Genomic DNA, 22,644 nt, shown 5'->3' with positions numbered 1-22,644 from the left:
CGATGCTGCACGCCGGCGCGCGCAGCCGCGGTCCGCAGGGGGGACTGCCGGTGCTGGCGCGCAACGTCACCCACTTCATGCGGCTGCTGCGCGATGGCGGCTTCGCCCTGTCGCCGGCGCACGCGGTCGATGCCCTGGCCGCGCTACGCCTGGTCGATATCGGCCAGCGCGACGAGGTGCGCGCCGCGCTGGCGGCGCTGGTGCTGTCCGGTCCCGACCAACGCCCCCTGTTCGACGCCGCCTTCGACCTGTTCTGGCGCGATCCCGACTGGGAAGGCAAGCTGCGCGCTCTGCTGCTGCCGCGTGTCGACGCGGGCGCGCCGCCCCCCAGGCGCAGCAACCGTCTTGCCGATGCGCTCGCCGCGCGCCAGCCGGAAATGCCGTCGCGCCCGGCGCAGACCGAGGCGGAACGCATCCACGTGCCGCTGACCTTCTCCGATCAGGAGCGCCTGGCGCAACGTGACTTCGAAACCCTGAGCGCGCAGGAATGGCGCGCGCTGCAGCACCTGGTGCGCACCCGCCGCACCCATCTGGCCCTGCAGCGCACGCGCCGGCTGCGCGCCGCCACCTGCGGCAGCCACGCCGACCTGCGCGCCAGCGCGCGCCTGGCGGTGCGCCAGCACGGCGAGTGGCTGCGCTGGAAATTGCGCAAGCACGCCGAGCGCAAGCCGCCGCTGGTGCTGCTGCTCGACATCTCCGGCTCGATGAGCCAGTACTCGCGCGCGGTGCTGTACTTCTGCCATGCGCTGATGCAGTCGCGCGAGCGGCTGGCGGTGTTCCTGTTCGGCACGCGGCTGACCAACATCACCCGCTCGCTGCGCGAACGCGATCCCGACGAAGCCGTCGCCGTGATCACAGGCCAGGTGCGCGACTGGGCCGGCGGCACCCGCATCGGCGCGGCGCTGGCGAGCTTCAACCGCCACTGGGCGCGGCGCACGCTGTCCGGGCGCGCCACCGTGCTGCTCGTCACCGACGGCCTGGATCACGAGCAGATCGAGCTGCTGGGCGAAGAGATGGCGCGGCTGCGCCGCTTTGCCCACCGCATCGTCTGGCTCAACCCGCTGCTGCGCTACCCCGGCTTCACGCCGCAGGCGCGTGGCGTGCAGGCCATCCTGCCGCACGTCGACGCGCTGCGGCCGGCCCATAACCTGGACAGCCTGCTGGCGCTCGAGACGCTGCTGTCCGAACACGGCGGCCCGGCCCGCGCCGCCACTACCGCCATTCCCGCCCCGCCCCACAAGGAAGCCCCGCCATGGAAATGAACCAGAGCCAGCGCCTGCCGGTCCCGCAGCAGGTGGCATGGGAAGCGCTCAACGACACCGAGTTGCTCAAGCAATGCATCCCGGGATGTGAGAGTATCGAGCCCGACGGCGACCACGCCTACCTGCTGGCCATGACGGCCGCGGTGGGCCCGGTCAAGGCGCGCTTCAAGGGCCGCATGGCGCTCGAAGACATCCAGGCGCCCGACAGCTACACCATCCGTTTCGACGGCCAGGGTGGCGCGGCGGGCTTCGGCAAGGGCAGTGCCCGGGTCCGGCTGGAACCAGACGGCGACGAAACTGTCCTGACCTATACCGTCAACGCCCAGGTGGGGGGCAAGATCGCACAGATCGGCTCGCGGCTGGTGGACGCCGCGGCACGCAAGATGGCTGACACCTTCTTTGCGCGCTTCACCGAGGCCGTCACCCCTGACGCCACAGACAGCACGCCAGCGGCCGAGGGCGCCCCCGCCGCAGCCGCCGGCGATAACGAACCGACAGAGCAAGCGAAGCGGAAACGATCATGGACAGCGTGGATCTCGAAGTCCTGAAGAACAGCGTGCAGTGGCAGCAGCAGGGCCATCGCGTGCTGCTGGTGACGGTAGTGCGGACCTGGGGCTCGTCGCCCCGTCCCGAGGGCGCGATGCTGGCGGTGCGCGACGACGGCCTGGTGGTGGGCTCGGTCTCGGGCGGCTGCATCGAGGACGACATCATCGACCGCGTGCGCCGGCAAGGCATCACTTCGGACCGCCCCGAAGCGATCAAGTACGGCATCAGCGCCGAGGAGGCGCACCGCTTTGGCCTGCCGTGCGGCGGCACCATCGAGCTGGTCGCCGAGCCGCTCAAGCCGGCCAGCGGCATTGCCGAACTGCTCGATGCCGTTGAGAACGGCCGGCTGGTCGCGCGCACGCTGGACATGACTACGGGCGTGGCCACGCTGGGCCCGGCCAACGCCACCGACGGGCTGGCGTTCGACGGCAAGTCCCTCCTCACCATCCACGGCCCGCGCTATCGCATGCTGGTGATCGGCGCCGGGCAGCTGTCCAAGTACCTGTGCCAGATCGCCGTCGGCCTGGGCTTCCAGGTCACCGTCTGCGACCCGCGCGAGGAGTACACCGAGACCTGGGACATTGCCGGCGTCACCATGGTGCGCACCATGCCAGACGACACCGTCACCGACATGAAGCTGGACGAGCGCTGCGCGGTGATCGCGCTGACCCACGACCCCAAGCTGGACGACCTGGCGCTGATGGAAGCGCTGCGCACCCGCGCCTTCTATGTGGGCGCGCTGGGCTCGCGCCGCAACAACCAGGCGCGCCGCGAACGGCTCAAGGAATTCGACCTGACCGAGCTGCAGCTGGCGCGGCTGCACGGCCCGGTGGGCATCTATATCGGCAGCCGCACGCCGCCGGAGATAGCGATCTCGATCCTGGCCGAGGTCATCGCGGCCAAGAATCACGTGTCGCTGCCCGACATCCTGCAGGTGGAAGGCGCCAAGGCCGCGCGCGAAATGGCTGCCAGCACCGGCAGCAGTTGCGACGTGGCGCCCGATCCCGCCTGACGTCCCCGCGAGTGCCGCCATGACCGCCGCCCCCAACGCTCCCCTGCTCCGCACCGACCTGCCCACCGGCATCCTGCTGGCCGCGGGCTTCGGCCGCCGCTTCGATGCCGCCGGCCAGCGCAACAAGCTGCTCGAGGCCCTGCCCGGCGGACGCACTGTGGCCTGGCGCAGCGCCCGCACGCTGGCCGCGGCGCTGCCGGAATCGATCGCCGTGATCCGCCCCGGCAACCCCGCGCTGGCGGAGGAACTGCGCCGCGGCGGCTGCCGCGTGCTGGAAGCGCCCGAGGCCGAAGCCGGCATGGGCGCGGCGCTGCGCGCCGCGGTCGCGGCCACGCCCGAGGCGCGCGGCTGGGTGGTGGCGCTGGCCGACATGCCGTGGCTGCCGATGGAGCTGATCCGCGCCGTGGCGCTGACGATCACCTCGCCCGATACCATCGCGGCCCCGTGGCGCAACGGCCAGCGCGGACATCCGGTCGGCTTTGGCGCGGCCTGGCGCGACGCCCTGCTGGAACTGGATGGCGACGAAGGCGCGCGCGCGCTGCTGAAGGACAAGCCGGTGACGCGGATCCTGACGGAGGACGAGGGCGCGTTCCGGGATATCGATACGCCGGCGGATCTGCGCTGAGGCTGAGGATGCCTTCCCATCCCGCTGGTGTGCTCCCCTCTCCCGCGCGCGGGAGAGGGGCGGGGGTGAGGGCGGGCGGTGGCAATAGCGACGGCCTTCACTTCGTTGATGCTCCCGCCCTCACCCTGGCCCTCTCCCGCAGGCGGGAGAGGGGACCGGCTTACGGTGGTTCGAACGACAACGCTGCTAGGCATGCCCGCGAGGCGCCGCAGCAGCCTCAGCCGCCCCCGTCCTGCCCCTCGGCCAGCTCCGTAGTCTTCACCGCCATGATGAAATCATTGCGGTGCAGGCCCTTGATCTTCTTGGTGCGCCACGACACCGTGGCATGTCCCCAGCCAAAGCTGATGTCGGGATGATGCCCCTGCGCCTCGGCCAGCTGGCCGACGCCGTTCACGAATGCCAGCGCCTGCGCGAAATTGCCGAAGGTGAAACGCCGTTCCAGCCGCGTCGCGCCATCGGCCAGCTCCCAGCCGGGCGCCTGCTGCAACAGCGCCTCGGCCTCGTCGGGCGTCAGCGGCGGCACGCCGCCACGGCACGGCGTGCAGGATTGCTCTGCCAGGTTCTCGCTCATGGTCTTGCTCCCCGACCGCAACGCGCCCTGCCCTATGCAGGAACGCGCCGCGCGCTATGCGCCCTCGGTCTCAGTCAGTGCGCGCAGGTACTCACGGCTCCACCAGTGCACATCCTGCGCGCGGATGCGCTCCAGCAGCTTCTGGTGGCGCTGCTGGCGCTCGGCCAGCGGCATGTGCAGCGCCTGCTGGATTGCCTGGGCGGTGGCGCGCGTGTCGTAGGGATTGACCAGCAGCGCCTCGCGCAGTTGCTCGGCCGCTCCGGCAAAGCGCGACAGCACCAGCACGCCCGGATCCTCCGGGTCCTGCGCCGCGATGAATTCCTTGGCCACCAGGTTCATGCCGTCGCGCAGCGGCGTCACCAGCGCCACGCGGCTGGCGCGGCACAGCCCGGGCAGCCGCTTGCGCGCGGTGGTGCGGTGGATATAGCGCACCGGCATCCAGTCGAGCTCGCCGAATTCGCCGTTGATCGAGCCGCTCAGCTGCTCCATCTCGCGGCGCAGGTCGACATAGGCATCGACCGATTCGCGCGAGGGCGCGGCGATCTGCACCAGGGTCGCGCTCGAGCGGTTCTCGGGGTACTCGGCCAGCAGCCGGTAGAACGCCTTGAGCCGCTGCGGCAGGCCCTTGGAATAGTCGAGCCGGTCGATGCCCAGCAGCAGCCGGCGGCGCGCGTACTGCGCGCACATCATCTCGTAGGTTTCCTGCGCTTCCTCGCCGCGGCCCAGTTCCATGAACTCGTCGACGTCGATGCCGATCGGGAACGCCTGCGCCCGCACCGTGCGGTGGAAGGCGCGGTAGCGGTGCTCGCCCATCGGCTCGGCCTGCGCCTCGGCCTGCACGTAGCGCGAGAAATGCTCGACGTCGGCATGGCTCTGGAAACCGAGCAGGTCGTAGGCGAACAGCGCGCGCATCAGCCACTCGTGCTGCGGGATCGCGGCCAGGATCAGCGGCGGCGGCAGCGGCACGTGCAGGAAGAAGCCGATCTTCTGCCCGCAGCCGATCGCGCGCAGCTCGGACGCGAGCGGGATCAGGTGGTAGTCGTGGATCCAGATGATGTCGTCGGGCTGCAGCAGCGGCGCCAGCTTGCGCGCGAACAGCTGGTTCACGCGCCGGTAGCCGTTGAGGAAGTTGGAATCGAAATCGGCCAGGTCGAGACGGTAGTGGAACACCGGCCACAGCACGCCGTTGCTGTAGCCGAGGTAATAGGCATCATGGTCCTCGCGGCTCAGGTCGACCGTGGCCAGCGTGACGTTGCCGGCCTGCTGGAGGTGCAGGTCGCCTTCGCCGGGCGTGCCACCCTGGGCGGTTTCCAGCGCCTTGCCGCTCCAGCCGAACCACAGGCCGCCGGTCTGGCGCAGGGCCTCGGACAGCGCGACGGCCAGGCCGCCCGCGGCGACGTTGCGTGGATCTGCGACCCGGTTGGATACAGCTACAAGTCTTGGCATAGATGTTTTTCTTCAGTTCCTTGTCCTGGGTGCCGGCACTGCCTGCCGTGCGCGGGTGCCGCCGCCGCTTCGCCGCTCAGATCACCGTATCCCACGGCGCCGACAGCCGCATGGCGCCATTGATCAGGCCCACCATCGAATAGGTCTGCGGGAAATTGCCCCACATCTCGCCGGTCACCGGATGGGTATCCTCGGACAGCAGCCCGAGCGGGTTGCGCGCGGCCAGCATGGCCTCGAAGATCTCGCGCGCCTCGTCGCGGCGGCCGATGCGCGCGAGCGCGTCGATGCGCCAGAAGGTGCAGATATTGAACGCGGTTTCGGGCTTGCCGAAATCGTCCGGGGCCTCGTAGCGGCGCATGTAGGGGCCGTCGCACAGCGAGGTCTCCAGCGCCTTGACGGTGGCGATGAAGCGCGGGTCGCGCGGGTCGATGAAGTTGACCTCGGCCATCAGCAGCACGCTGGCGTCGAGCTCGCGCCCGCCGAAGCTCTCGGCAAAGGCCTGGCGCGATTCGCTCCACGACTCGGCCAGGATGCGTTCCTTCATGCGGCTGGCGTGGCCGTGCCAGTATGCGGCGCGCTCGGGCAGCACCAGTTTCTCGGCCACCTTGGCGAGCCGGTCGCAGGCGGCCCAGCTCATCAGCGCCGACGAGGTATGCACGCGCGCCCGCGTGCGCAGCTCCCACATGCCGGCGTCGGGCGTGCCGAACACCCGCACCGCCTGCTCGCCCACCGCTTCGAGGCGGCCGAACTCGGCCGCGCCGCCGCGATGCAGCAGGCGGTGGTCATGGAAGGCCTGCGCCGCGCCCAGCACCACGTTGCCATAGACGTCGTGCTGGAAATGCTCCTGCGCCTGGTTGCCGACGCGCACCGGCCCCATGCCGCGGTAGCCGGGCAGGTGGTCGAGCATGCTTTCGGGCAGCTCGCGCTCCAGGCCGATGCCGTACAGCGGCTGGATATGGCCGTCCTGCGACTGCATCACCACGTTGGAGAGCCAGCGCAGGTAGTCCTCCATGGTGCCGACCTCGGACAGGCTGTTGAGCGCGCGCACCACGAAGAAGGCATCGCGCAGCCAGCAGAAGCGGTAGTCCCAGTTGCGGCCGCTGCCCGGCGCTTCCGGAATGCTGGTGGTCATGGCGGCGACGATGGCGCCGGTCTCTTCGTACAGCGACATCTTCAGCGTGATGGCGGCGCGGATCACTGCGTCCTGCCATTCGCGCGGCACCGCCAGGCGGCGGCTCCACAGGCGCCAGTAGGCGGTGGTTTCCTGCTCGAAGTCGCGCGCGGTTTCCTCCACCCCGTGCGCCAGGGTCTCGTCCGGGCCCAGGATGAAGTTGTGCCCGCGCGTGACCAGGAACGGCGTGTGCGACAGCACGTAGGCCAGCGGCGCGTCGGTGGTCATGCGCAGGGTCATGTCGTCGCCGATGTAGCGCACGTGGCTGCTGCCGCGCGTGATGTGCGGCGCCTTGCGGCCCCATTCGAAGCGCGGCGCCACCACCACGCGCACGCGCGGCGCGCCGCGCACCGGGCGGATGCGGCGAATCAGCGTGGTCGGGCGGAAATAGCGCCCGAGCCGGAAAAAGCGCGGAACAAAGTCGGTGATCTCCAGGCAGTTGCCGTGGATGTCGGTCAGCCGCGTGCGCAGCACCGCGGTATTGGGCTCGTACCACTGCCGCGACGAATGGAAGTCCTCGATCTCGATCGAGAAATGGCCGGCGTTCTCGCTCGGGTCGAGCAAGGCATTGAACACCGGGTCGCCGTCGAAGCGCGGCAGGCAGGACCAGACGATGCGCCCGCGGCAATCGACCAGCGCCGAGATGGCGCAATTGCCGATCATGCCAAGCGACAGCGACGGGTTGGCAAAGCGCGTGCCGCCGTCGACGGTTCGATTCACGCCTTCGGTCGGCGGCTTGCCCAGCTCGGCCGGGCTGCTCGGGTTGGTCACGGCAGGTTCTCCGTTACGATGTGGTTGGGCGCCGGCCCCGGCCCGGCCCGGCCTCGTGGGGCACGGCGCGCGCTGCGCCGGCGCTGGCCGCCGACGCCAGCGCATGCGCCGAGCGGTGCAGCCAGCTGCGCAGCGCCGCCGGCCCGGGCACGGTTACCGTGGCGACGGTCTCGCGCTGGCCCACCAGCACGCCCAGGCCACCCAGCTTGCGCACCGCGGCGAAGCCGGGTTCGTCGGTCATGTCGTCGCCGGCAAAGAGCGGCACGCGCTCGGCAAACGGCGCGGCCTTCATGAAGGCCGCGATGGCATCGCCCTTATCGACGCCGGCGGGCTTGATCTCGACCACCATCTTGCCCGGCAGCGCCTCCAGCCCGACGGCATGGCGCAATACGTCAGTGACCGCGGCATCGACGATGCCGGCCAGCTCGGGCGCCTGGCGGTAGTGGATCGCGACCGCGACCGACTTGCGCTCGAGCCGCAGGGCCGGATAGGCGTGCACCAGCGCTTCCAGGTGGGGGATCAGGGGTTCGAGCCCGGGCGCCGGGGTCTTGGTCACCATGCCGCCGTCGGTGCGGAATTCGGCGCCGTGGATGCCGGCCGCGGGCAGTTGCAGCGGCTGCAGGAAGTGATCGAGTTCGATGATCGGCCGCCCCGAGATGACGGCCAGCGCGCCGTCCAGCCGCTGGTACAGCGTGCGCAGCGTGCCGACCAGTTCTGGTTCGACCTGCACCAGTTCGGGCCGCGGGGCCAGGTCGGCCAGCGTGCCGTCGAAGTCGAGAAACAGGGCGGTATTGGGTTCGATAAGCGGTAGCTGTGGCATCGCGTTACACCGTAACACGTCGTTTTGGCCTGCGTCCACCGGGCGCCGTCCTACATGGCGCAAGCGCAACCCGGGGCCGAGGCAAGCCCGGCTCCCGGCCGGGCGGGCGCGCCATGCCCCGGGTGAATGCCGATCCACTCCGCCGCCACGGCCCACGCGTGGCGGGCAGCGCGGCCAGGCGGCGGCTGCGCCGCCCCGACCGGGTGCGCCAGGCCGGCATCCTTTATCATTGACGGTTTCCGCCAGAATTTCCCGGCTTTTTTGCGCGCCTGCCGCGCGTGCGCCGGCCAGCCCCGAGACCATGACCCGCCAGTCCGCAGCCCGACCCGATTACCTGAAGAAGATCCTGACCGCCAAGGTCTATGACGTGGCGCAGGAGACCGAACTGACCTATGCGCACCAGCTGTCGGCCCGCACCGGCAATTCGGTCTGGTTCAAGCGCGAGGACACCCAGCCGGTCTTCTCCTTCAAGCTGCGCGGCGCGTACAACAAGATGGCCTCGCTGGCGCCCGAGGAACTCAAGCGCGGCGTGATCGCCGCGTCTGCGGGCAACCATGCCCAGGGCGTGGCGCTGGCGGCGGCCAGGCTGCAATGCAAGGCCATCATTGCCATGCCGGTGACCACGCCGCAGGTGAAGATCGACGCCGTGCGCGAGCGCGGCGGGCAGTGGGTCGAGATCGTGCTGCACGGCGAGTCCTACAGCGATGCCTACAACCACGCCGCGGTGCTGGAGAAAAAGCACAAGCTGACCTTCATCCACCCGTTCGACGACCCCGAGGTGATCGCCGGCCAGGGCACCATCGCCATGGAAATCCTGCGCCAGCACCCGGGCCCGATCCATGCCGTGTTCGTCGCCATCGGCGGCGGCGGGCTGATCTCCGGCGTCGCCGCGTACATCAAGGCGGTGCGCCCGGAGATCAAGGTCATCGGCGTGCAGACGGTAGATTCGGATGCGATGAAGCGCTCGGTCGATGCCGGCAAGCGCATCGAGCTGAAGGAAGTTGGCCTGTTCTCGGACGGCACCGCGGTCCGGCTGGTCGGCAAGGAGACCTTCCGCATCACGCGCGAACTGGTCGACGACATCATCCTGTGCGATACCGACGCGATCTGCGCGGGCGTCAAGGACGTGTTCCAGGACACCCGCAGCATCCTCGAGCCGGCCGGCGCGCTGGCGGTGGCAGGCCTGAAGGCGTACGCCGAGCGCGAGAAGCTCAAGGGCGAGCACCTGGTGGCGATCGCCTGCGGCGCCAACATGAATTTCGACCGCCTGCGCTTTGTCGCCGAGCGCGCCGAGGTGGGCGAGGCCCGCGAAGGCGTGTTCGCCGTGACCATCCCGGAAGAGCGCGGCAGCTTCAAGCGCTTCTGCGAGCTGGTCGGCACGCGCAACGTGACCGAGTTCAACTACCGCATCGCCGACACCAGCATGGCGCATATCTTCGTTGGCGTGCAGATCGCCAGCCGCGCCGAGAACGACAAGATCGCCGCCAGCTTCCGCAAGCATGGCTTCGACACGCTCGACCTGTCCAACGACGAGCTCGCCAAGCAGCATATCCGCTACATGGTGGGCGGGCGCTCGGCGCTGGCGCACGATGAACTGCTGTACCGCTTCGAGTTCCCGGAGCGCCCGGGCGCGCTGATGAAGTTCCTGTCGAGCATGAGCCCGAACTGGAACATCAGCCTGTTCCACTACCGCAACCAGGGCGCCGACACCTCCAACATCCTGGTCGGCATCCAGGTGCCGAAGAACGAGAAGCGCGCCTTCCGCGCCTTCCTTTCGACGTTGGGTTACGTACACTGGGACGAGACCGACAACCCGGTGTACAAGCTGTTCCTGTCCTGATGCCGCCGAGCGCCCCATGAGCCTTCCAGAACACTCGCCGCTGGGCAAGCCCGCGGCCTACAAGACCGAATACGACGCCACCCTGCTGTTCCCGATCCCGCGCCAACCCAAGCGCACCGAGATCGGGCTGCCCGAGGGCCGGTCGGTGCCGTTCTTCGGCGTCGACATCTGGAACGCGTACGAGCTGTCGTGGCTGAACCTGAAGGGCAAGCCGCAGGTGGCGCTGGCCACCTTCATCATCCCGTCGGACACGCCCAGCATCATCGAGTCCAAGTCGTTCAAGCTCTACCTGAACTCGTTCAACCAGACCCGGATCGCGTCGCCCGAAGCGCTGCAGCAACTGCTGCACCACGACCTTTCCGAAGCCACCGGCGGCACCGTGCAGGTGCGGCTGGTGACCGAGGCGGAGCTCGGCACGCAGAAGATGGGCGAGCTCGACGGCCTGCTGCTGGACCGCCTCGACATCGAGGTGGACCGCTACGAGCCCGCGCCGGAGCTGCTCGGCGCCGACCAGGAAGAAACGCCGGTGGAAGAAACGCTGGTGTCGCACCTGCTCAAGTCCAACTGCCTGGTGACCGGCCAGCCGGACTGGGGCAGCGTGCAGATCCGCTACGTCGGCGCGCCGATCAACCAGGAAGGCCTGCTCAAGTACCTGATCTCGTTCCGCAACCACAACGAATTCCACGAGCAATGCGTCGAGCGCATCTTCATGGACGTGATGCGCCAGTGCAAGCCGGTCAAGCTGGCGGTGTATGCGCGCTATACGCGGCGTGGGGGGCTGGATATCAATCCGTTCCGCACCAACTTCAATACGGCGTGGCCGGATAACAAGAGGAATGCGCGGCAGTAGCCTTGAACTACGCTTGTTTGCTCCCCTCTCCCGCTCGCGGGAGAGGGGCCGGGGGTGAGGGCAGGCGCGTACCTGGCGATGAGCGGCACCAGACTGCGATGCGCCCGCCCTCACCCTAACCCTCTCCAGCCCGCGGGAGAGGGGACTGTTCTTCACCACGTGGGGCGGCAACGTTGGTTGCCGGCCTTCCGTTCGTATCCCCTGACACCACATTGCCGCCTGGCGCCCACGACCCGCGCCCGAGTTGTAACCGTCCTTGAATTAATTAACGCAAAAATTAATATGATCTGAACCTGCCCTGCCGCGCCAAGCCAGCCACATGCCCCGCAAACCCACTACCTCCAAGACGCCCCGTCGCAGCCCGGGCCGCCCGGTAGCGGGCCAGCCGGGCCAGCGGGAGCGCATCCTTGACGCGGCCACCGACCTGTTCTCCCGGCAGGGCGTGGCCGGCACGCCGGTCAAGGCCATCGCGACGCTGGCCGGCGTCACGCCGGCGCTGGTGCATTACTACTTCGGCGAGCGCGAGCTGCTGCTCGATGCCGTGATCGAGGAGAAAGTGCAGCCGCTGGTGGCCCGCTTCTTTGCCGGCAGCCAGCCCGACGACCAGCCGCTGGCGATGCTGGTCGGCATCGCCACCCGGCTGATCCGCGCGGTCACGGAGGCGCCGTGGTTTCCGGGCTTGTGGATCCGCGAAGTGGCAAGCGACGACGGCGCGCTGCGCGAGCGCGTGCTCAAGCGCTTTGCGCTGGAACGCGCCGGCGCGCTGATGGCGCCGCTGGCGGCCGCCATCGCGCGCGGGCAGCTCAACCCCGCACTGGAGCCGGCGCTGGTGGTGCCGTCGCTGATCGGCCTGACGCTGCTGCCGCTGGCCACCACGCATATCTGGCGCCGGCTGCCCGGCGCGGAAGCGGTCGATACCGACGCGCTGGTGCGCCATGTCACGGCGCTGCTGACCCATGGGCTGTCGGCGACCCCGGCGACGGAGAACCCGAAGACGCCCGCAGGCGCCGCCAGACGGAAGGGCCGCACGGCCAGGCATTCCCCGGAGTCCGCATGAACCACGCTGCTTCCAACCCTCGCCCGCGCACGGCGCTGCGCAGCACTGCCCTGCTCGGCGCCGCGCTGCTTGCCGCCGCCTGCGGCAACGCGCGCACCGACAGCTGGCAAGGCTACGTCGAAGGCGAATTCGTCAGCGTGGCCTCGCCCTTTGCCGGGCGCCTCGACGCGCTCTCGGTGCAACGCGGCCAGCAGGTCGGCCAGGGCGCCGCGCTGTTCGCGCTCGAAGCCGACGACGAGCGCGCCGCGCGCCAGCAGGCCGAGGACCAGCTGCGCGCCGCCGAAGCCACGCTGCAGGACATGAAGACCGGCAAGCGCCCGGTCGAGGTCGAGGTCAGCCGGGCCCAGCTGGCGCAGGCACAGGCCCAGGCACAACGCAGCGCCGCGGCGTTGCGGCGCGACCAGCGCCAGTACGAGATCGGCGGCATCGCCCAGGCGCAGCTCGACGAATCGCGCGCGCAGGCCAGCAGCGATGCCGCGCGCGTGCGCGAGCTGCAGCGCGATATCGACGTGGCGCGCCTGCCGGGACGCGAAGCGCAGCAGGCGGCGCAGGCCGCGCAGGTGGCGGCCGCGCGCGCCGCGCTGGCACAGGCGCAGTGGAAGCTGTCGCGCAAGACCGTGGCGGCCACGCAAGCGGGGCTGGTCTATGACGTGCCCTACCGCCTGGGCGAATGGGTGCCGGCGGGCAGCCCGGTGGTGCGCATGCTGCCGCCGGGCAACGTCAAGGTGCGCTTCTATGTGCCGGAGACCCTGGTCGGCGCGCTGCGCAACGGCCAGGCGGTGCAGGTGCGCTGCGACGGCTGCGCCGCGCCGGTGGCCGCCACCATCAGCTATGTCGCCAACGAGGCCGAGTACACGCCGCCGGTGATCTACAGCAACGAGACCCGGCGCAAGCTGGTGTTCCTGGTCGAGGCGCGCCCGTCGGCCGCCGATGCGCCCAAGCTGCGGCCGGGCCAGCCGGTGGAAGTGGTGCGGCAATGAACACTCCCGCCAACGGCAACGGCCTCGCCATCGACGTGCGCGGCCTGAACAAGCGCTTCGGCGACAAGCATGTCGTCAACGACCTCAGCATGCAGGTCGCGCGCGGCGAGATCTTCGGCTTCCTCGGCCCCAACGGCAGCGGCAAGACCACCTCGATTCGCATGATGTGCGGGCTGCTGACGCCAGATTCCGGGGCGGGCACCTGCCTGGGCTACGACATCCTGACCGAGTCCGACCAGATCAAGCGCCGCGTCGGCTATATGACGCAGAAATTCTCGTACTGGGACGACCTGTCGATCCGCGAGAACCTGGACTTCGTCGCGCGCGTGTACGGCATGCCCAACCGGCGCGAGGCGGTCGAGCGCGCGCTCGAAGAGCTGGGCCTGGCGACGCGCTCGGCGCAGCTGGCCGGCGCGCTGTCGGGCGGCTGGAAGCAGCGCCTGGCGCTGGCGGCGTGCCTGCTGCACCAGCCCGAGCTGCTGTTGCTCGACGAGCCTACCGCCGGGGTCGACCCCAAGGCGCGGCGCGACTTCTGGGAGCAGCTGCACCAGCTGGCCGCGCGCGGCATCTCGGTGCTGGTCAGCACGCACTACATGGACGAGGCCGAGCGTTGCCACAAGCTGGCCTATATCGCCTATGGCAGGCTGCTCGCGCAGGGCACGGCCGATGAAGTGGTGGCAAGCCAGAACCTGTCGACCTGGAGCGTGGAAGGCGACGACCTCGCGGCGCTGTCGGCGCAGCTGCAGGGCGCGCCGGGCGTGGAGCAGACCGTCGCCTTCGGCACCGCGCTGCACGTGACCGGGCGCGATGCCCAGGCGCTGGCCGACACCCTCGCGCGCCTGGCCGGCCCGGGCCGGCGCCTCGAACAGACCCAGACCAGCCTCGAAGACGTGTTCATCCACATGATGAGCGGCGCCGAGGACAATATGGCGCGCAAGACCAAGGAGGCGTCATGACGCCCGCCTCGGCACGCTTCTCGTTGCAGCGCTGGTGGAGCATCGTGCTGAAGGAATTCCTGCAGCTGCGGCGCGACCGTGTCACCTTCGGCATGATCGTCGGCCTGCCGATCATGCAGCTGCTGCTGTTCGGCTTTGCCATCAACACCGATCCGCGCCAGTTGCCGACCGCGGTGATCGCCGCCGACCAGAGCGAGTTCACGCGCTCGTTCGTCGCCAGCATGGCGCAGTCGACCTACTTCCGGCTGGTCGGCACGCTGCCGGACGAGCGCGCCGGACGCGAGGCGCTGATGAAGGGCGAGGTGCAGTTCGTGCTGACCATCCCGCCCGACTTCACGCGCCGGCTGCTGCGCGGCGAGCGGCCCGCGCTGCTGGTCGAGGCCGACGCCACCGATCCGGGCGCCACCGGCCAGGCCATCGCCGCGCTGGCGCAGCTGCCCTACCGCGTTGCCGCGCACGACCTGAAGGGAGCGCTGGCGCCGCTGGCCGGCGGCAAGCCGCCGTTCGAGGTGCAGGTGCAGCGGCTCTACAACCCCGAGGGCATCACGCAGTACAACATCATCCCCGGGCTAATGGGCGTGATCCTGTCGATGACCATGGTGATGATGACCGGGCTGGCAATGACACGCGAACGCGAGCGCGGCACCATGGAGAACCTGCTGGCCACACCGGTGCGGCCGATCGAGGTGATGACCGGCAAGATCGTGCCGTACATCTTCATCGGCCTGATCCAGTCGACCATCGTGCTGCTGGCGGCGCGCTGGATCTTCAGCGTGCCCTTCGTCGGCTCGGTGCTGGCGGTGTACCTGGCGGCGCTGCTGTTCATCGCGGCCAACCTGACCGTGGGCATCACGCTGTCTTCGCTGGCGCAGAACCAGCTGCAGGCGATGCAGCTGACGTTCTTCTACTTCCTGCCCAACATCCTGCTGTCCGGCTTCATGTTCCCGTTTGCCGGCATGCCGGGCTGGGCGCAGGCGATCGGCAACATCCTGCCGATGACCTATTTCCACCGCATGGTGCGCGGCATCCTGCTCAAGGGCAACGGCTGGTTCGAGCTGTGGCCCAATGTGTGGCCGATGGCGCTGTTTATCGTGGTGGTGATGGCGATCGCGGTGCGCTTCTACCGGCGCACGCTGGATTGAAGGGGTTGGCCATGCAACGTCGCATCTCCCTGCTCGCCGCCGCGCTGCTGTGCGGCTGCGCGGTCGGGCCCGATTTCCGCGTGCCCGCGCCGCCGGACGACGCCGGCTACGTGCCGGGTCCGCAGCCGGTGGCGACCGTTGCGGCGGACCGCGCCGAGGCGTCGGCCCAGTCCCACGCGCAGGCGCTGGCCGCCGGCGCAGATGTCCCGGCGCAATGGTGGATGCTGTTCCGCAGCCCCACGCTGGACGCCACCATCCGCGCCGCACTAGCCGCCAGCCCGACGCTGGCGCAGGCGCGCGCACGGCTGCTGGAAGCGCAGCAGAACCTGGCCGCCCGCACCGGCGCGACGCGCTGGCCGGCGATCGATGCAAGGCTGGACACCGCGCGCCAGCAGGTCGATTTCCAGTCGCTGGGCATCACTGCGATCCCAAGCCCTGGCCCGTTCACGCTGTACGGCGCGACGGTGCAGGTGTCATACGCGCTGGACCTGTTCGGCGGCCAGCGGCGCGAGCTGGAAGGCCTGCAGGCGGTGGTTGACTACCAGCGCTACGAACTCGAGGCCGCGCGCCTGGCGCTGGCCGCCAACGTCGCCACCGCCGCCATCCGCGAAGCCGGCCTGCGCGCGCAACTGGCCGATACCGCCGCGATGGTCGCGGCGCAGCAGCGCCAGCTCGGCATCACCGAGGCCCGCCTGCGCGCGGGCGGCGTCGCGCCTGTCGAGGTGCAGCGCCGGCGCGCGGAACTGGCGCAAACCCAGGCGCTGGTGCCGGCGCTGCAGCGCCGGCTCGATGCCACCCGGCACCAGCTGGCGGTCTACGCGGGCCAGACCCCGGCCTCGGCCTCGCTGCCCGAATTCCATCTCGATGGTCTGCAACTGCCCGACACGCTGCCGCTCAGCCTGCCCGCCACGCTGGCGCGGCGCCGGCCCGATATCCGCGCGGCCGAGGCGCTGCTGCACCAGGCCTCGGCCAATATCGGCGTGGCCACCGCCAACCTCTATCCGCAGCTCACGCTGAGCGCCAGCGGCGGCACGCAGGCCACCGCGGCGCGCGACCTGTTCAGCAGCCTCAACGTGTGGAGCCTGGCCGCGGGGCTGGTGCAGCCGGTGTTCCGGGGCGGCGAGCTGCAGGCCCGCAAGCGCGCGGCGGAAGCTGCGTATGAGCAGTCGCTGGCCGCGTATCGGCAAGCCGTGCTGCAGGGCCTGCAAGACGTGGCCGACTCGCTGCGCGCGCTCGAGGCCGACGCCGCCGCGCTGCGCGAACGCGCCGACAGCGCGCGGCAGGCGCGCGATACGCTGGCGGTGGTGTCGGAGCAGTATCGCCTCGGCGGCGTCAGCCAGCTGGCGCTGCTGGATGCCGAGCGGCAGTCGCGCCAGGCCGCGCTGGACCTGGCGCAGGCGCGCGCCGACCGGCTGGCGGATTCGGCGGCGCTGCTGCAGGCGCTCGGAGGTGGATGGTGGCAGGAGGAAGGCGGGACGACGGTGGCGGCGCCGCAGTAGCCGCGCGCAAGGGCCGGCGCTCAGGTCTTGTCGCTCTGCGTGTACCAGTAGGTGCGCTTGCGCTTGCCGGCGCTGGCGGGCTTCACTTCCTGCCCGCCCAGCGAAGACTTGTCGTCGCCGCCGCCGCCGCCCGCCTTGCCGCCACCGATCAGCACCGGCACCAGCCGGGTCGAGCCATCGGTCTGCGTGACCGACACCATGCCGAACACCGGCGACGGCGGCAGCCCGCCGTTGTCGAAGGTGACATAGCGCGGCCCGTTGTTCATGCCCAGCCCGGTCAGGAACGACACCGCATAGCCACGCGCCACGCCCAGGTCGGGGTAGCAGGCGCCGGGCAGGACCTTGGAAGGCGTGTTGGTGCCGAAGTAGGTGTAGCCGGCCACCGTCAGCGGCGCATTGACCGCCTTCTCGCCGGCTTCGAGCGCCAGGTAGAAACCGCTCGCCGTCGCGGTATCGCGGTAGGCCACGCTGGTTGCATCGACCAGATCGGCCTCCTTGACCGCGGCCCACGTTGCCGGCGGCTTGCCGTCGACATTCGGGTCCTTGACCATGTAGAAGCGGTTGCGCACGTTCTGCGCCGCGCCCGGGGTCTGGCTCAGCGAATAGAGCGGCTTTTCGCGGTCGCCTGAGGCGATCATCACGGCGTCGTACTTGCCGGTGGCGACCACATCGGGCGGATAGAGGAACTTGCGCGCGTCGTTGCTATTCACCGCGCCGCCCAGCTGGGCCAGCTTGCCGATGCTCCATGTCGACGGCACGTCGGTTTCCAGCGCGCCGAAGTCGATGCGCCAGACATTGCCGCCCAGGTCGCCGACATAGGCCTTGTCGGCATAGCCATCGCCGTTGCGATCGACCACGGCCACGTCCGACGGAATCGCGCGGCTGCCGATGGTGACGCAGGTGCCGGTGGTGATGCCGCTGCAGTTCGCCAGGGCGGCCCACACCACATCGCCCGTGCCGGCGTCGAGCACGAGCACGCCGCGGCCCTGCTGGTTGGTCGCCGTGGGCTCGCCACCGAGCGCCGGATCGCTGTCTTCGCCGTCCGGGTCGTAGCCCGCGCCCATGATCAGCACCGGCGAGCGGTAGCCGCGCACGCGCATCACGCGCGGCTGCGACCAGGTCTGGCCCAGTTCCGGGATGTCGGCACTGGTCTTGCTCCACAGGTACTTCGGCTGCGCCGGGTCGCTGACGTCGAGCGCATACACCAGGCGGCCACCGCGCCGCGCGGTCAGGTAGATGGTCACCTCGGGCGCGGCAGGGTTGCTCAGATTCTGGTAGACCGTGGTGGTGCCGTCGAAGAAATAGTCGCGCGGCGTGAACTGGATCTCGGCGGTGTCCTCCGGGCTGCCGGTCAGCCGCACCTCGGGCGCATTGTTGTAGAGCCGCGCCAGCTTGCCGTAGAACTCGGGCGGGATAAAGCCCCACAGTTCGCCGCCGGCGCGCACGGTGCCGGTGCTGGTGGAAATCGCGCCCGTGCGGTTGCCGTTGACGGCGTGGAACACGCCGTCATTGGCGCCGTAGAACACCACCACGCCGGTGCTGCCGCCGTAGTCGACCACCACCGGGCGCGAATGCAGCACGTCGCCGTGGATCGAGCCGCGCACCGTGACGTTGCCACCGGGGCCGGGCTCGGCTTCCTTCTTCGGGTCGGTGCCGGTCAACGCGGCAAAGACGTCCTTGCCGCGCACCCAGTCGATCATGTTGGCCACGTCCGCCGCCGTGGTCTTCAGCAGCGACGGGCCGTTGCCCTCGGTCAGGGCCTTGTTGGCGGCATTGAAGCCGGCCAGCGCCGTGCCCTTGCTGCACTTGGCATTGGCACAGGTCAGCAGCCGGCGCCCGCTCTGGCTGGTCAGGTAGTCTGCGCGCAGCATTTCGCCGGCGCCGCCCTTTTCGACGATCTCGCCGTCGGGCGCGTCCTTGGCATTGCGCAGCTGCGCCGAGGCGTTCTTCCAGAAGCCGTCGGCCGGCCAGTCGGTCACGATGCTGGAACTGGCCACCTGCGTGGGTGGGTCCTCGGTCCAGTAGCTGCGCGCGTTGGGCGAGATAAACCCGGTGCCGGCATTGCTGATCGCGCTCTTCGAGGTCTGCTCGCTGCCGCCGGGCAAGCCGGCGTCGAGCATCACCAGGTTGCCATTGGTGTCGTAGCCCAGCTTGTACTGCTTCAGGTTGCCGACCCAGCGCGGGCGGGCCTTGCCGTCCGGGCGGAACATGCCGATATAGACCTGGTTCAGGTACGAGCCCTGCCCGTTCACGCTGACCGGAAGGCTGACCGAGGCGAACACGTTGTTGACCGCCTGCATCTCGTTGAAGATGTCCTTCAGCGCCTTGGCCAGCGCGTCGTCGTCGCCGGCGCGGACCGTGAAGTTGCCGCCACCGCCCTTGCTGGCCATGCTGTTGACGAACTCGAGGTAGTCCAGGCTCTGCTTGCTGCCGTCAGTGACGCCAATGGTGTAGGTGATGATGTTCTGGCGCGTCGCCGTGGCCGAACCCGCGTTGTTGGTGGCGTTGAGGTCCATGCCGTTAAGGAAGCGCGCCCATTCATCGCCCCAGTTGTCGATGTTGTTGGCCTTGGACAGCGGGATCGGCGTCAGCTGCGCGGCGGTGGCGCCGGCCTCCCTGAGCTTGTTGTAGGCATCCTGCCCCGTGTCCTGCGGCTTGCCGTTGTTGAGCGCGTTGGCGATGTAGATGATGAAGTTCTTCTGGCACGGATTGGTGATCGGCGACTTGTAGGTGGTTCCTGACAGTCCCGTCTTGCCGGAAAAGAACGCCCAGGCTTCCTGCATGGCGCCGCCGACCTGCGAGTTGTTGGAGCTGTCCTTGGTGCGGTCGATGCTTTTGATGAATTCGAGCATCGCCGGGCCACCAGTGGTCCGGTCCAGCAGCACCAGCCCTGACGGCGCGGTCGGTGGCGTGACGCTGGGGAAGCGGAACTGGGCGCCGGAGTTATTGCTGCCGCCGAACATCATCACGCCAAGGTTGATCTTGCCGTTGGTATTGTCGTCGTTGATCAGGTCCGACACCGCCTTGTACAACGCGCACTGCTCGGCGCCGACGTTATTGTTCTGGTTGTTGGGGCCGACCACGCCCGGCGTCTCGCAATCGACCTGCGCATTAGCATTCCATGCGGAGGCGTTGTCCAGGATCAGCAGCACGTTGGGCCGCGCGCCGGCATTGCTCTGCAGGCCGGTGAACAGGTCGATGTCTTCGGCCTGCGCCGCGGGCGCGGCGGCCAGCCCGAACAGGGCCGTGGCACAGGCGGCATAGGCGCGAAGCCGGCGGGCGGGCATGGACATGCTGGTTCTTCCTTTTAAAGATCTGCGGCGCACCCGTGGCAATCAGGGGCAGGTGGAGCCATACAGCGTGCGCACGGCCACGCCCTGGTGCACCGTCGCGACCGTGCCGGTGTTGGCGTCATTGACGGTGGCGGCCAGGTCCCACTGCGTATCGTTGCAAAGCGAGCTGACCACGTTGGCTCCGCCTGGCCCCACCACCAGGTTGCCGTTGCCGGTGCTGCTGCCGAGCGTGCATTCGGCGTCCTCGGGGTGCTTCTCCGGATCGATCACCTTGGCCACCGGCTTGCTGGTGACGCAGGTCGGCGCGGCCACCTGCGCCACGTAGTCTGGCTGGCCGTCGCCGGTCACGTCCACCGGCACGTCCACCGCCACCGGCGCCTTGGTGAAATCGTCGCTGATCACCTGCTCGATCGCCTGCTGCGCCACGTCGCGCGCTTCGGCGCTGTGCTGCTGGTTTGACGCCACCTTGACGTTGATCAGGCCCGAGTTGACCATGGCCACCGCGATCAGCAGGAACATCACCATGAACACCAGCGTCACCACCAGCGTGACCCCGGATTGACCGCGGCGCAGCGCGCCGCCCGTTGACTTGATCATGGCTCTCATCGCAGTGTGGTGCCGGTGCGGCGTCATTGCTCGCGCAGGCCGGCCACGTTGACCAGCCGCGCCACCTGGGCGTAAACGTGGCGCTTGTAGCCGTCGTTGAACGGACCCGCGGCCGCGGCGCGGCCGAGTCCATAGGTGCGGTTGTCGGTATGGCCGCCGGAGGGCTTGAGCGTGCGCGCCAGCAGGTGCACGCGCACGGTGGTGACATTGGCCAGGTTGTTGATCGCCACGTCCCAGTCGTAGCCCGGCACGGCAGTGCACACCGCGCTGTTGTTGGCACGCGGGTCGGTCACATAGCAGTCGGCCGAGCCGTTGCTGTCCTGGTCGACGCCGTACTGCACATGCATGTCCTGGATGCCCTGGGCCACCGAGCGCGACTCGAACGCGCCGTTGACCAGCTCGGCCATCTTCAACGTGGGAATGCCGTCGCCGCCGTTGCTGCAGCGGTCGCAGCCGGCCAGGTAGAAGATGCGCACCATGGCCCGGCGCAATTCGGCCGGCTGTGCCGCATCGCAGGCCTTGGTGCGCAGCCCGAAGGCCGCCGCGCCGCTGGCGTCGAAGACGAAGCTGTGCGCGTCCAGCGAACAGGCCGAGACCTGCAGGTAAGCCGACCCCGGCGCCGGTGCCGCCACCGGGGTGGTCGACACACGCCGCACCACCAGTACCTCGGAGGTCGCCGCGAGGTCCGGCAGGCACGGGGCCGCCACCCCCGGCGCATAGCCGGTCAGCGCCAACGGCACGGTCTCGGCGGTGGGCGAGAAGCCCAGCACGGCCGCATCGGTCGCGCACAGCGCCGGCTCCGCGGCGTTGTTGCCGCGCGCGATATTGCCCACGCCGAAGAACCCCGCCAGCTCCACCTCGCGCCGGATCTGCTCCAGCGCATAGCGCCCGTTTTCCACCTGTTCGGCCGACTTGGCGAATTCGGTGCGCGACAGGCTGTTGGCGTAATACAGGCTGGCCAGCGCGGTCAGCAGCACCAGGCCGATGGTGATGCCGATCATCAGCTCGATCAGCGAGATGCCGCGCTGGCGGCGCAGGCGCGTGGCGCGGGGCCGCGATGAAGGCACAGGCAAACGCGGCGCGGTCATGATACGGTCCCGAGGGTGCCGATGCGGATCTGCGTGCTGACCGCGCGGCGATTGGCGTCGTTGCCGTACTGGTCCTTGCCGCAGCCGAGCGCCGGCGCGGCCGTGGCAGCCAGGCCCTGCCACGCCACGGTGATGCGGTAGACCTGGTCGACCGCGTCGACGGTCTCGATGCAGCCGCGCGCGCCGATCATCGCGCCCACGGCTTGCGCGGGATCGACCGCGCTGGCGCCGGGCCGCATCTCGGCGCTGCCGAGCAAGGCCGCGTTCCAGGCCTGCAGGTCGGCGTCGGCGGTGGCGTTCTGCGCGGCGCTGCCCTGCGTGCATGCCGCCGGCGGCGCGGCCGCGCTGCCCAGCTGCATGCCGGCGGCGCCGTTGGCATAGCAGGCGGCCACCTGGCGGTTGGCGTTCAGGCGCGCGGCCATGTCCTGCAGCAGCGCCAGCGCCTGCACGCGCTGGTAGGACTCCATCTCGGTCTGCCCCGAGCGCGCCACCAGTCCGGCGGTGCCGAGCAGCGCGACCAGCAGGATTACCACCGCCACCAGCACTTCGATCAGCAGGAAGCCGGCCTGCGCTCGGCGCGCCGGCGGGCGCCGCCGCGACTTCGCGATGCGCGTCATGTGCAGGCTCCGTTGGTGGAAGCAATGCGGCCGGTCTCGCTGACCTGAACGCATACGCGCAGGCTGGCCGAGGTCTCGCCACCGGGCGCGAATTCGAAGCTCATCGCCGCGCCGGTGAGCCGGCCGTCGTTGCCGAGCGCCAGGCCGCCGGCGGCACTGGGCGTGATGGTCAGGCCGCCATAGGGCCCGAACGAACGTACCGTCTCGGCGCCCGCGCTGACCGTCCAGCCGGCGGTCCAGGCGGCGCCGGACGGTGCCAGCGAGACCATGGCATTGCGCTTGACCGCTTCGCTGCGCGCCAGCACCAGCGCCGAAGCCAGGTCGAGCGAGGCGCTGCGCACGCGCTGGCTGGCGATCAGCGTGGCAAAGGAAGGCGCCGCCGCGACCGCCAGGATCGCCAGCACCGACAAGGCGCACAGCAGCTCGATCAGCGTAAAGCCGCGGCCGGCTGGCCGCCGGCGCTCATTCCCGCGGGACAGGCTGGGCCGCATG

20 protein-coding genes are annotated in these 22,644 nt (G+C 69.7%); 11 read left to right on the top strand and 9 right to left on the bottom strand.

The window, feature by feature from the left end:
- Positions 1-2 precede the first annotated feature (2 nt).
- From CBM2586_RS01990 to CBM2586_RS01975, 4 genes are read left to right on the top strand one after another with little or no spacing between them, the layout of a single operon-like run.
- A complete protein-coding gene (locus CBM2586_RS01990; RefSeq protein WP_115686708.1) occupies positions 3-1,262 on the top strand; it encodes a vWA domain-containing protein in 1,260 nt (419 codons plus the stop codon).
- Positions 1,253-1,810, top strand: coding sequence for a CoxG family protein (locus CBM2586_RS01985; RefSeq protein ID WP_092307626.1), 558 nt, complete (start codon positions 1,253-1,255; stop codon positions 1,808-1,810). The genes CBM2586_RS01990 and CBM2586_RS01985 overlap by 10 nt, the downstream gene beginning before the upstream one ends.
- Positions 1,783-2,820 carry an XdhC family protein gene (locus CBM2586_RS01980; RefSeq protein WP_115686707.1) on the top strand — a complete coding sequence of 346 codons (1,038 nt, stop codon included), beginning with the start codon at positions 1,783-1,785 and terminating at the stop codon, positions 2,818-2,820. Before CBM2586_RS01985 ends, CBM2586_RS01980 begins: the two co-directional genes overlap by 28 nt.
- 19 nt (positions 2,821-2,839) lie before the next feature.
- Positions 2,840-3,445 carry a nucleotidyltransferase family protein gene (locus CBM2586_RS01975; RefSeq protein WP_115663059.1) on the top strand — a complete coding sequence of 202 codons (606 nt, stop codon included), beginning with the start codon at positions 2,840-2,842 and terminating at the stop codon, positions 3,443-3,445.
- A 217-nt stretch (positions 3,446-3,662) separates the two neighbouring features.
- Here the strand turns inward: CBM2586_RS01975 and CBM2586_RS01970 are convergent, their stop codons facing one another.
- The 4 genes from CBM2586_RS01970 to otsB form a co-directional block, all read right to left on the bottom strand.
- Positions 3,663-4,016, bottom strand: a complete 354-nt coding sequence (locus CBM2586_RS01970) for a 4a-hydroxytetrahydrobiopterin dehydratase (RefSeq protein ID WP_115686706.1) — start codon at positions 4,014-4,016, stop codon at positions 3,663-3,665.
- A gap of 54 nt (positions 4,017-4,070) precedes the next feature.
- Positions 4,071-5,462: an alpha,alpha-trehalose-phosphate synthase (UDP-forming) gene (otsA, locus tag CBM2586_RS01965; protein ID WP_018008747.1), complete on the bottom strand. Its 1,392-nt coding sequence runs from the start codon at positions 5,460-5,462 to the stop codon at positions 4,071-4,073.
- Between the two features lie 76 nt (positions 5,463-5,538).
- On the bottom strand, positions 5,539-7,404 hold the full coding sequence (locus CBM2586_RS01960) for a glycoside hydrolase family 15 protein (protein ID WP_115686705.1): 1,866 nt from the start codon (positions 7,402-7,404) through the stop codon (positions 5,539-5,541).
- Between the two features lie 13 nt (positions 7,405-7,417).
- Positions 7,418-8,224 (bottom strand): trehalose-phosphatase, encoded by an 807-nt coding sequence (gene otsB, locus CBM2586_RS01955; RefSeq protein ID WP_115663062.1) that lies wholly within the window; start codon positions 8,222-8,224, stop codon positions 7,418-7,420.
- A gap of 301 nt (positions 8,225-8,525) precedes the next feature.
- Between otsB and ilvA the strand changes: the two genes are divergently transcribed.
- The 7 genes from ilvA to CBM2586_RS01920 all read left to right on the top strand — a co-directional run bounded on the left by ilvA (position 8,526) and on the right by CBM2586_RS01920 (position 16,548).
- Entirely contained in the window at positions 8,526-10,064 is a 1,539-nt protein-coding gene (gene ilvA, locus CBM2586_RS01950; RefSeq protein WP_115663063.1) for a threonine ammonia-lyase, biosynthetic, read from the top strand.
- Between the two features lie 16 nt (positions 10,065-10,080).
- Positions 10,081-10,914, top strand: a complete 834-nt coding sequence (gene queF, locus CBM2586_RS01945; RefSeq protein WP_115663064.1) for an NADPH-dependent 7-cyano-7-deazaguanine reductase QueF — start codon at positions 10,081-10,083, stop codon at positions 10,912-10,914.
- A 319-nt stretch (positions 10,915-11,233) separates the two neighbouring features.
- Positions 11,234-11,971, top strand: a complete 738-nt coding sequence (locus CBM2586_RS01940; protein WP_115663065.1) for a TetR/AcrR family transcriptional regulator — start codon at positions 11,234-11,236, stop codon at positions 11,969-11,971.
- On the top strand, positions 11,968-12,951 hold the full coding sequence (locus CBM2586_RS01935) for an HlyD family secretion protein (protein ID WP_115686704.1): 984 nt from the start codon (positions 11,968-11,970) through the stop codon (positions 12,949-12,951). Before CBM2586_RS01940 ends, CBM2586_RS01935 begins: the two co-directional genes overlap by 4 nt.
- The gene (locus CBM2586_RS01930) at positions 12,948-13,907 is read left to right on the top strand and encodes an ABC transporter ATP-binding protein (RefSeq protein ID WP_115663067.1); all 960 of its coding nucleotides are present in this window, start codon (positions 12,948-12,950) and stop codon (positions 13,905-13,907) included. The genes CBM2586_RS01935 and CBM2586_RS01930 overlap by 4 nt, the downstream gene beginning before the upstream one ends.
- Positions 13,904-15,049, top strand: coding sequence for an ABC transporter permease (locus CBM2586_RS01925; protein WP_115663068.1), 1,146 nt, complete (start codon positions 13,904-13,906; stop codon positions 15,047-15,049). Before CBM2586_RS01930 ends, CBM2586_RS01925 begins: the two co-directional genes overlap by 4 nt.
- Positions 15,050-15,060: 11 nt before the next feature.
- The gene (locus CBM2586_RS01920; protein ID WP_115663069.1) at positions 15,061-16,548 is read left to right on the top strand and encodes an efflux transporter outer membrane subunit; all 1,488 of its coding nucleotides are present in this window, start codon (positions 15,061-15,063) and stop codon (positions 16,546-16,548) included.
- Positions 16,549-16,568: 20 nt separating this feature from the next.
- Here CBM2586_RS01920 and CBM2586_RS01915 read toward each other — a convergent pair whose 3' ends face one another.
- The 5 genes from CBM2586_RS01915 to CBM2586_RS01895 are packed head-to-tail and all read right to left on the bottom strand — an operon-like array spanning position 16,569 to position 22,643.
- On the bottom strand, positions 16,569-19,841 hold the full coding sequence (locus CBM2586_RS01915) for a pilus assembly protein (protein WP_115686703.1): 3,273 nt from the start codon (positions 19,839-19,841) through the stop codon (positions 16,569-16,571).
- Between the two features lie 42 nt (positions 19,842-19,883).
- Complete coding sequence (locus tag CBM2586_RS01910) at positions 19,884-20,438, bottom strand: pilus assembly PilX family protein (RefSeq protein WP_115663071.1); 555 nt, start codon at positions 20,436-20,438, stop codon at positions 19,884-19,886.
- 32 nt (positions 20,439-20,470) lie between these two features.
- Entirely contained in the window at positions 20,471-21,535 is a 1,065-nt protein-coding gene (locus tag CBM2586_RS01905; RefSeq protein WP_115686702.1) for a PilW family protein, read from the bottom strand.
- Positions 21,532-22,152 (bottom strand): type IV pilus modification protein PilV, encoded by a 621-nt coding sequence (pilV, locus tag CBM2586_RS01900; RefSeq protein WP_115663073.1) that lies wholly within the window; start codon positions 22,150-22,152, stop codon positions 21,532-21,534. The genes CBM2586_RS01905 and pilV overlap by 4 nt, the downstream gene beginning before the upstream one ends.
- A complete protein-coding gene (locus CBM2586_RS01895) occupies positions 22,149-22,643 on the bottom strand; it encodes a GspH/FimT family pseudopilin (RefSeq protein ID WP_115663074.1) in 495 nt (164 codons plus the stop codon). The genes pilV and CBM2586_RS01895 overlap by 4 nt, the downstream gene beginning before the upstream one ends.
- Position 22,644: the final 1 nt, after the last annotated feature.

Origin of the sequence: Cupriavidus taiwanensis (assembly GCF_900250115.1) — a bacterium.
Classification (GTDB): domain Bacteria; phylum Pseudomonadota; class Gammaproteobacteria; order Burkholderiales; family Burkholderiaceae; genus Cupriavidus; species Cupriavidus taiwanensis_B.
The sequence above is the reverse complement of the archived record's forward strand: the minus strand, read 5'-3'. Positions and strand labels throughout refer to the sequence as shown.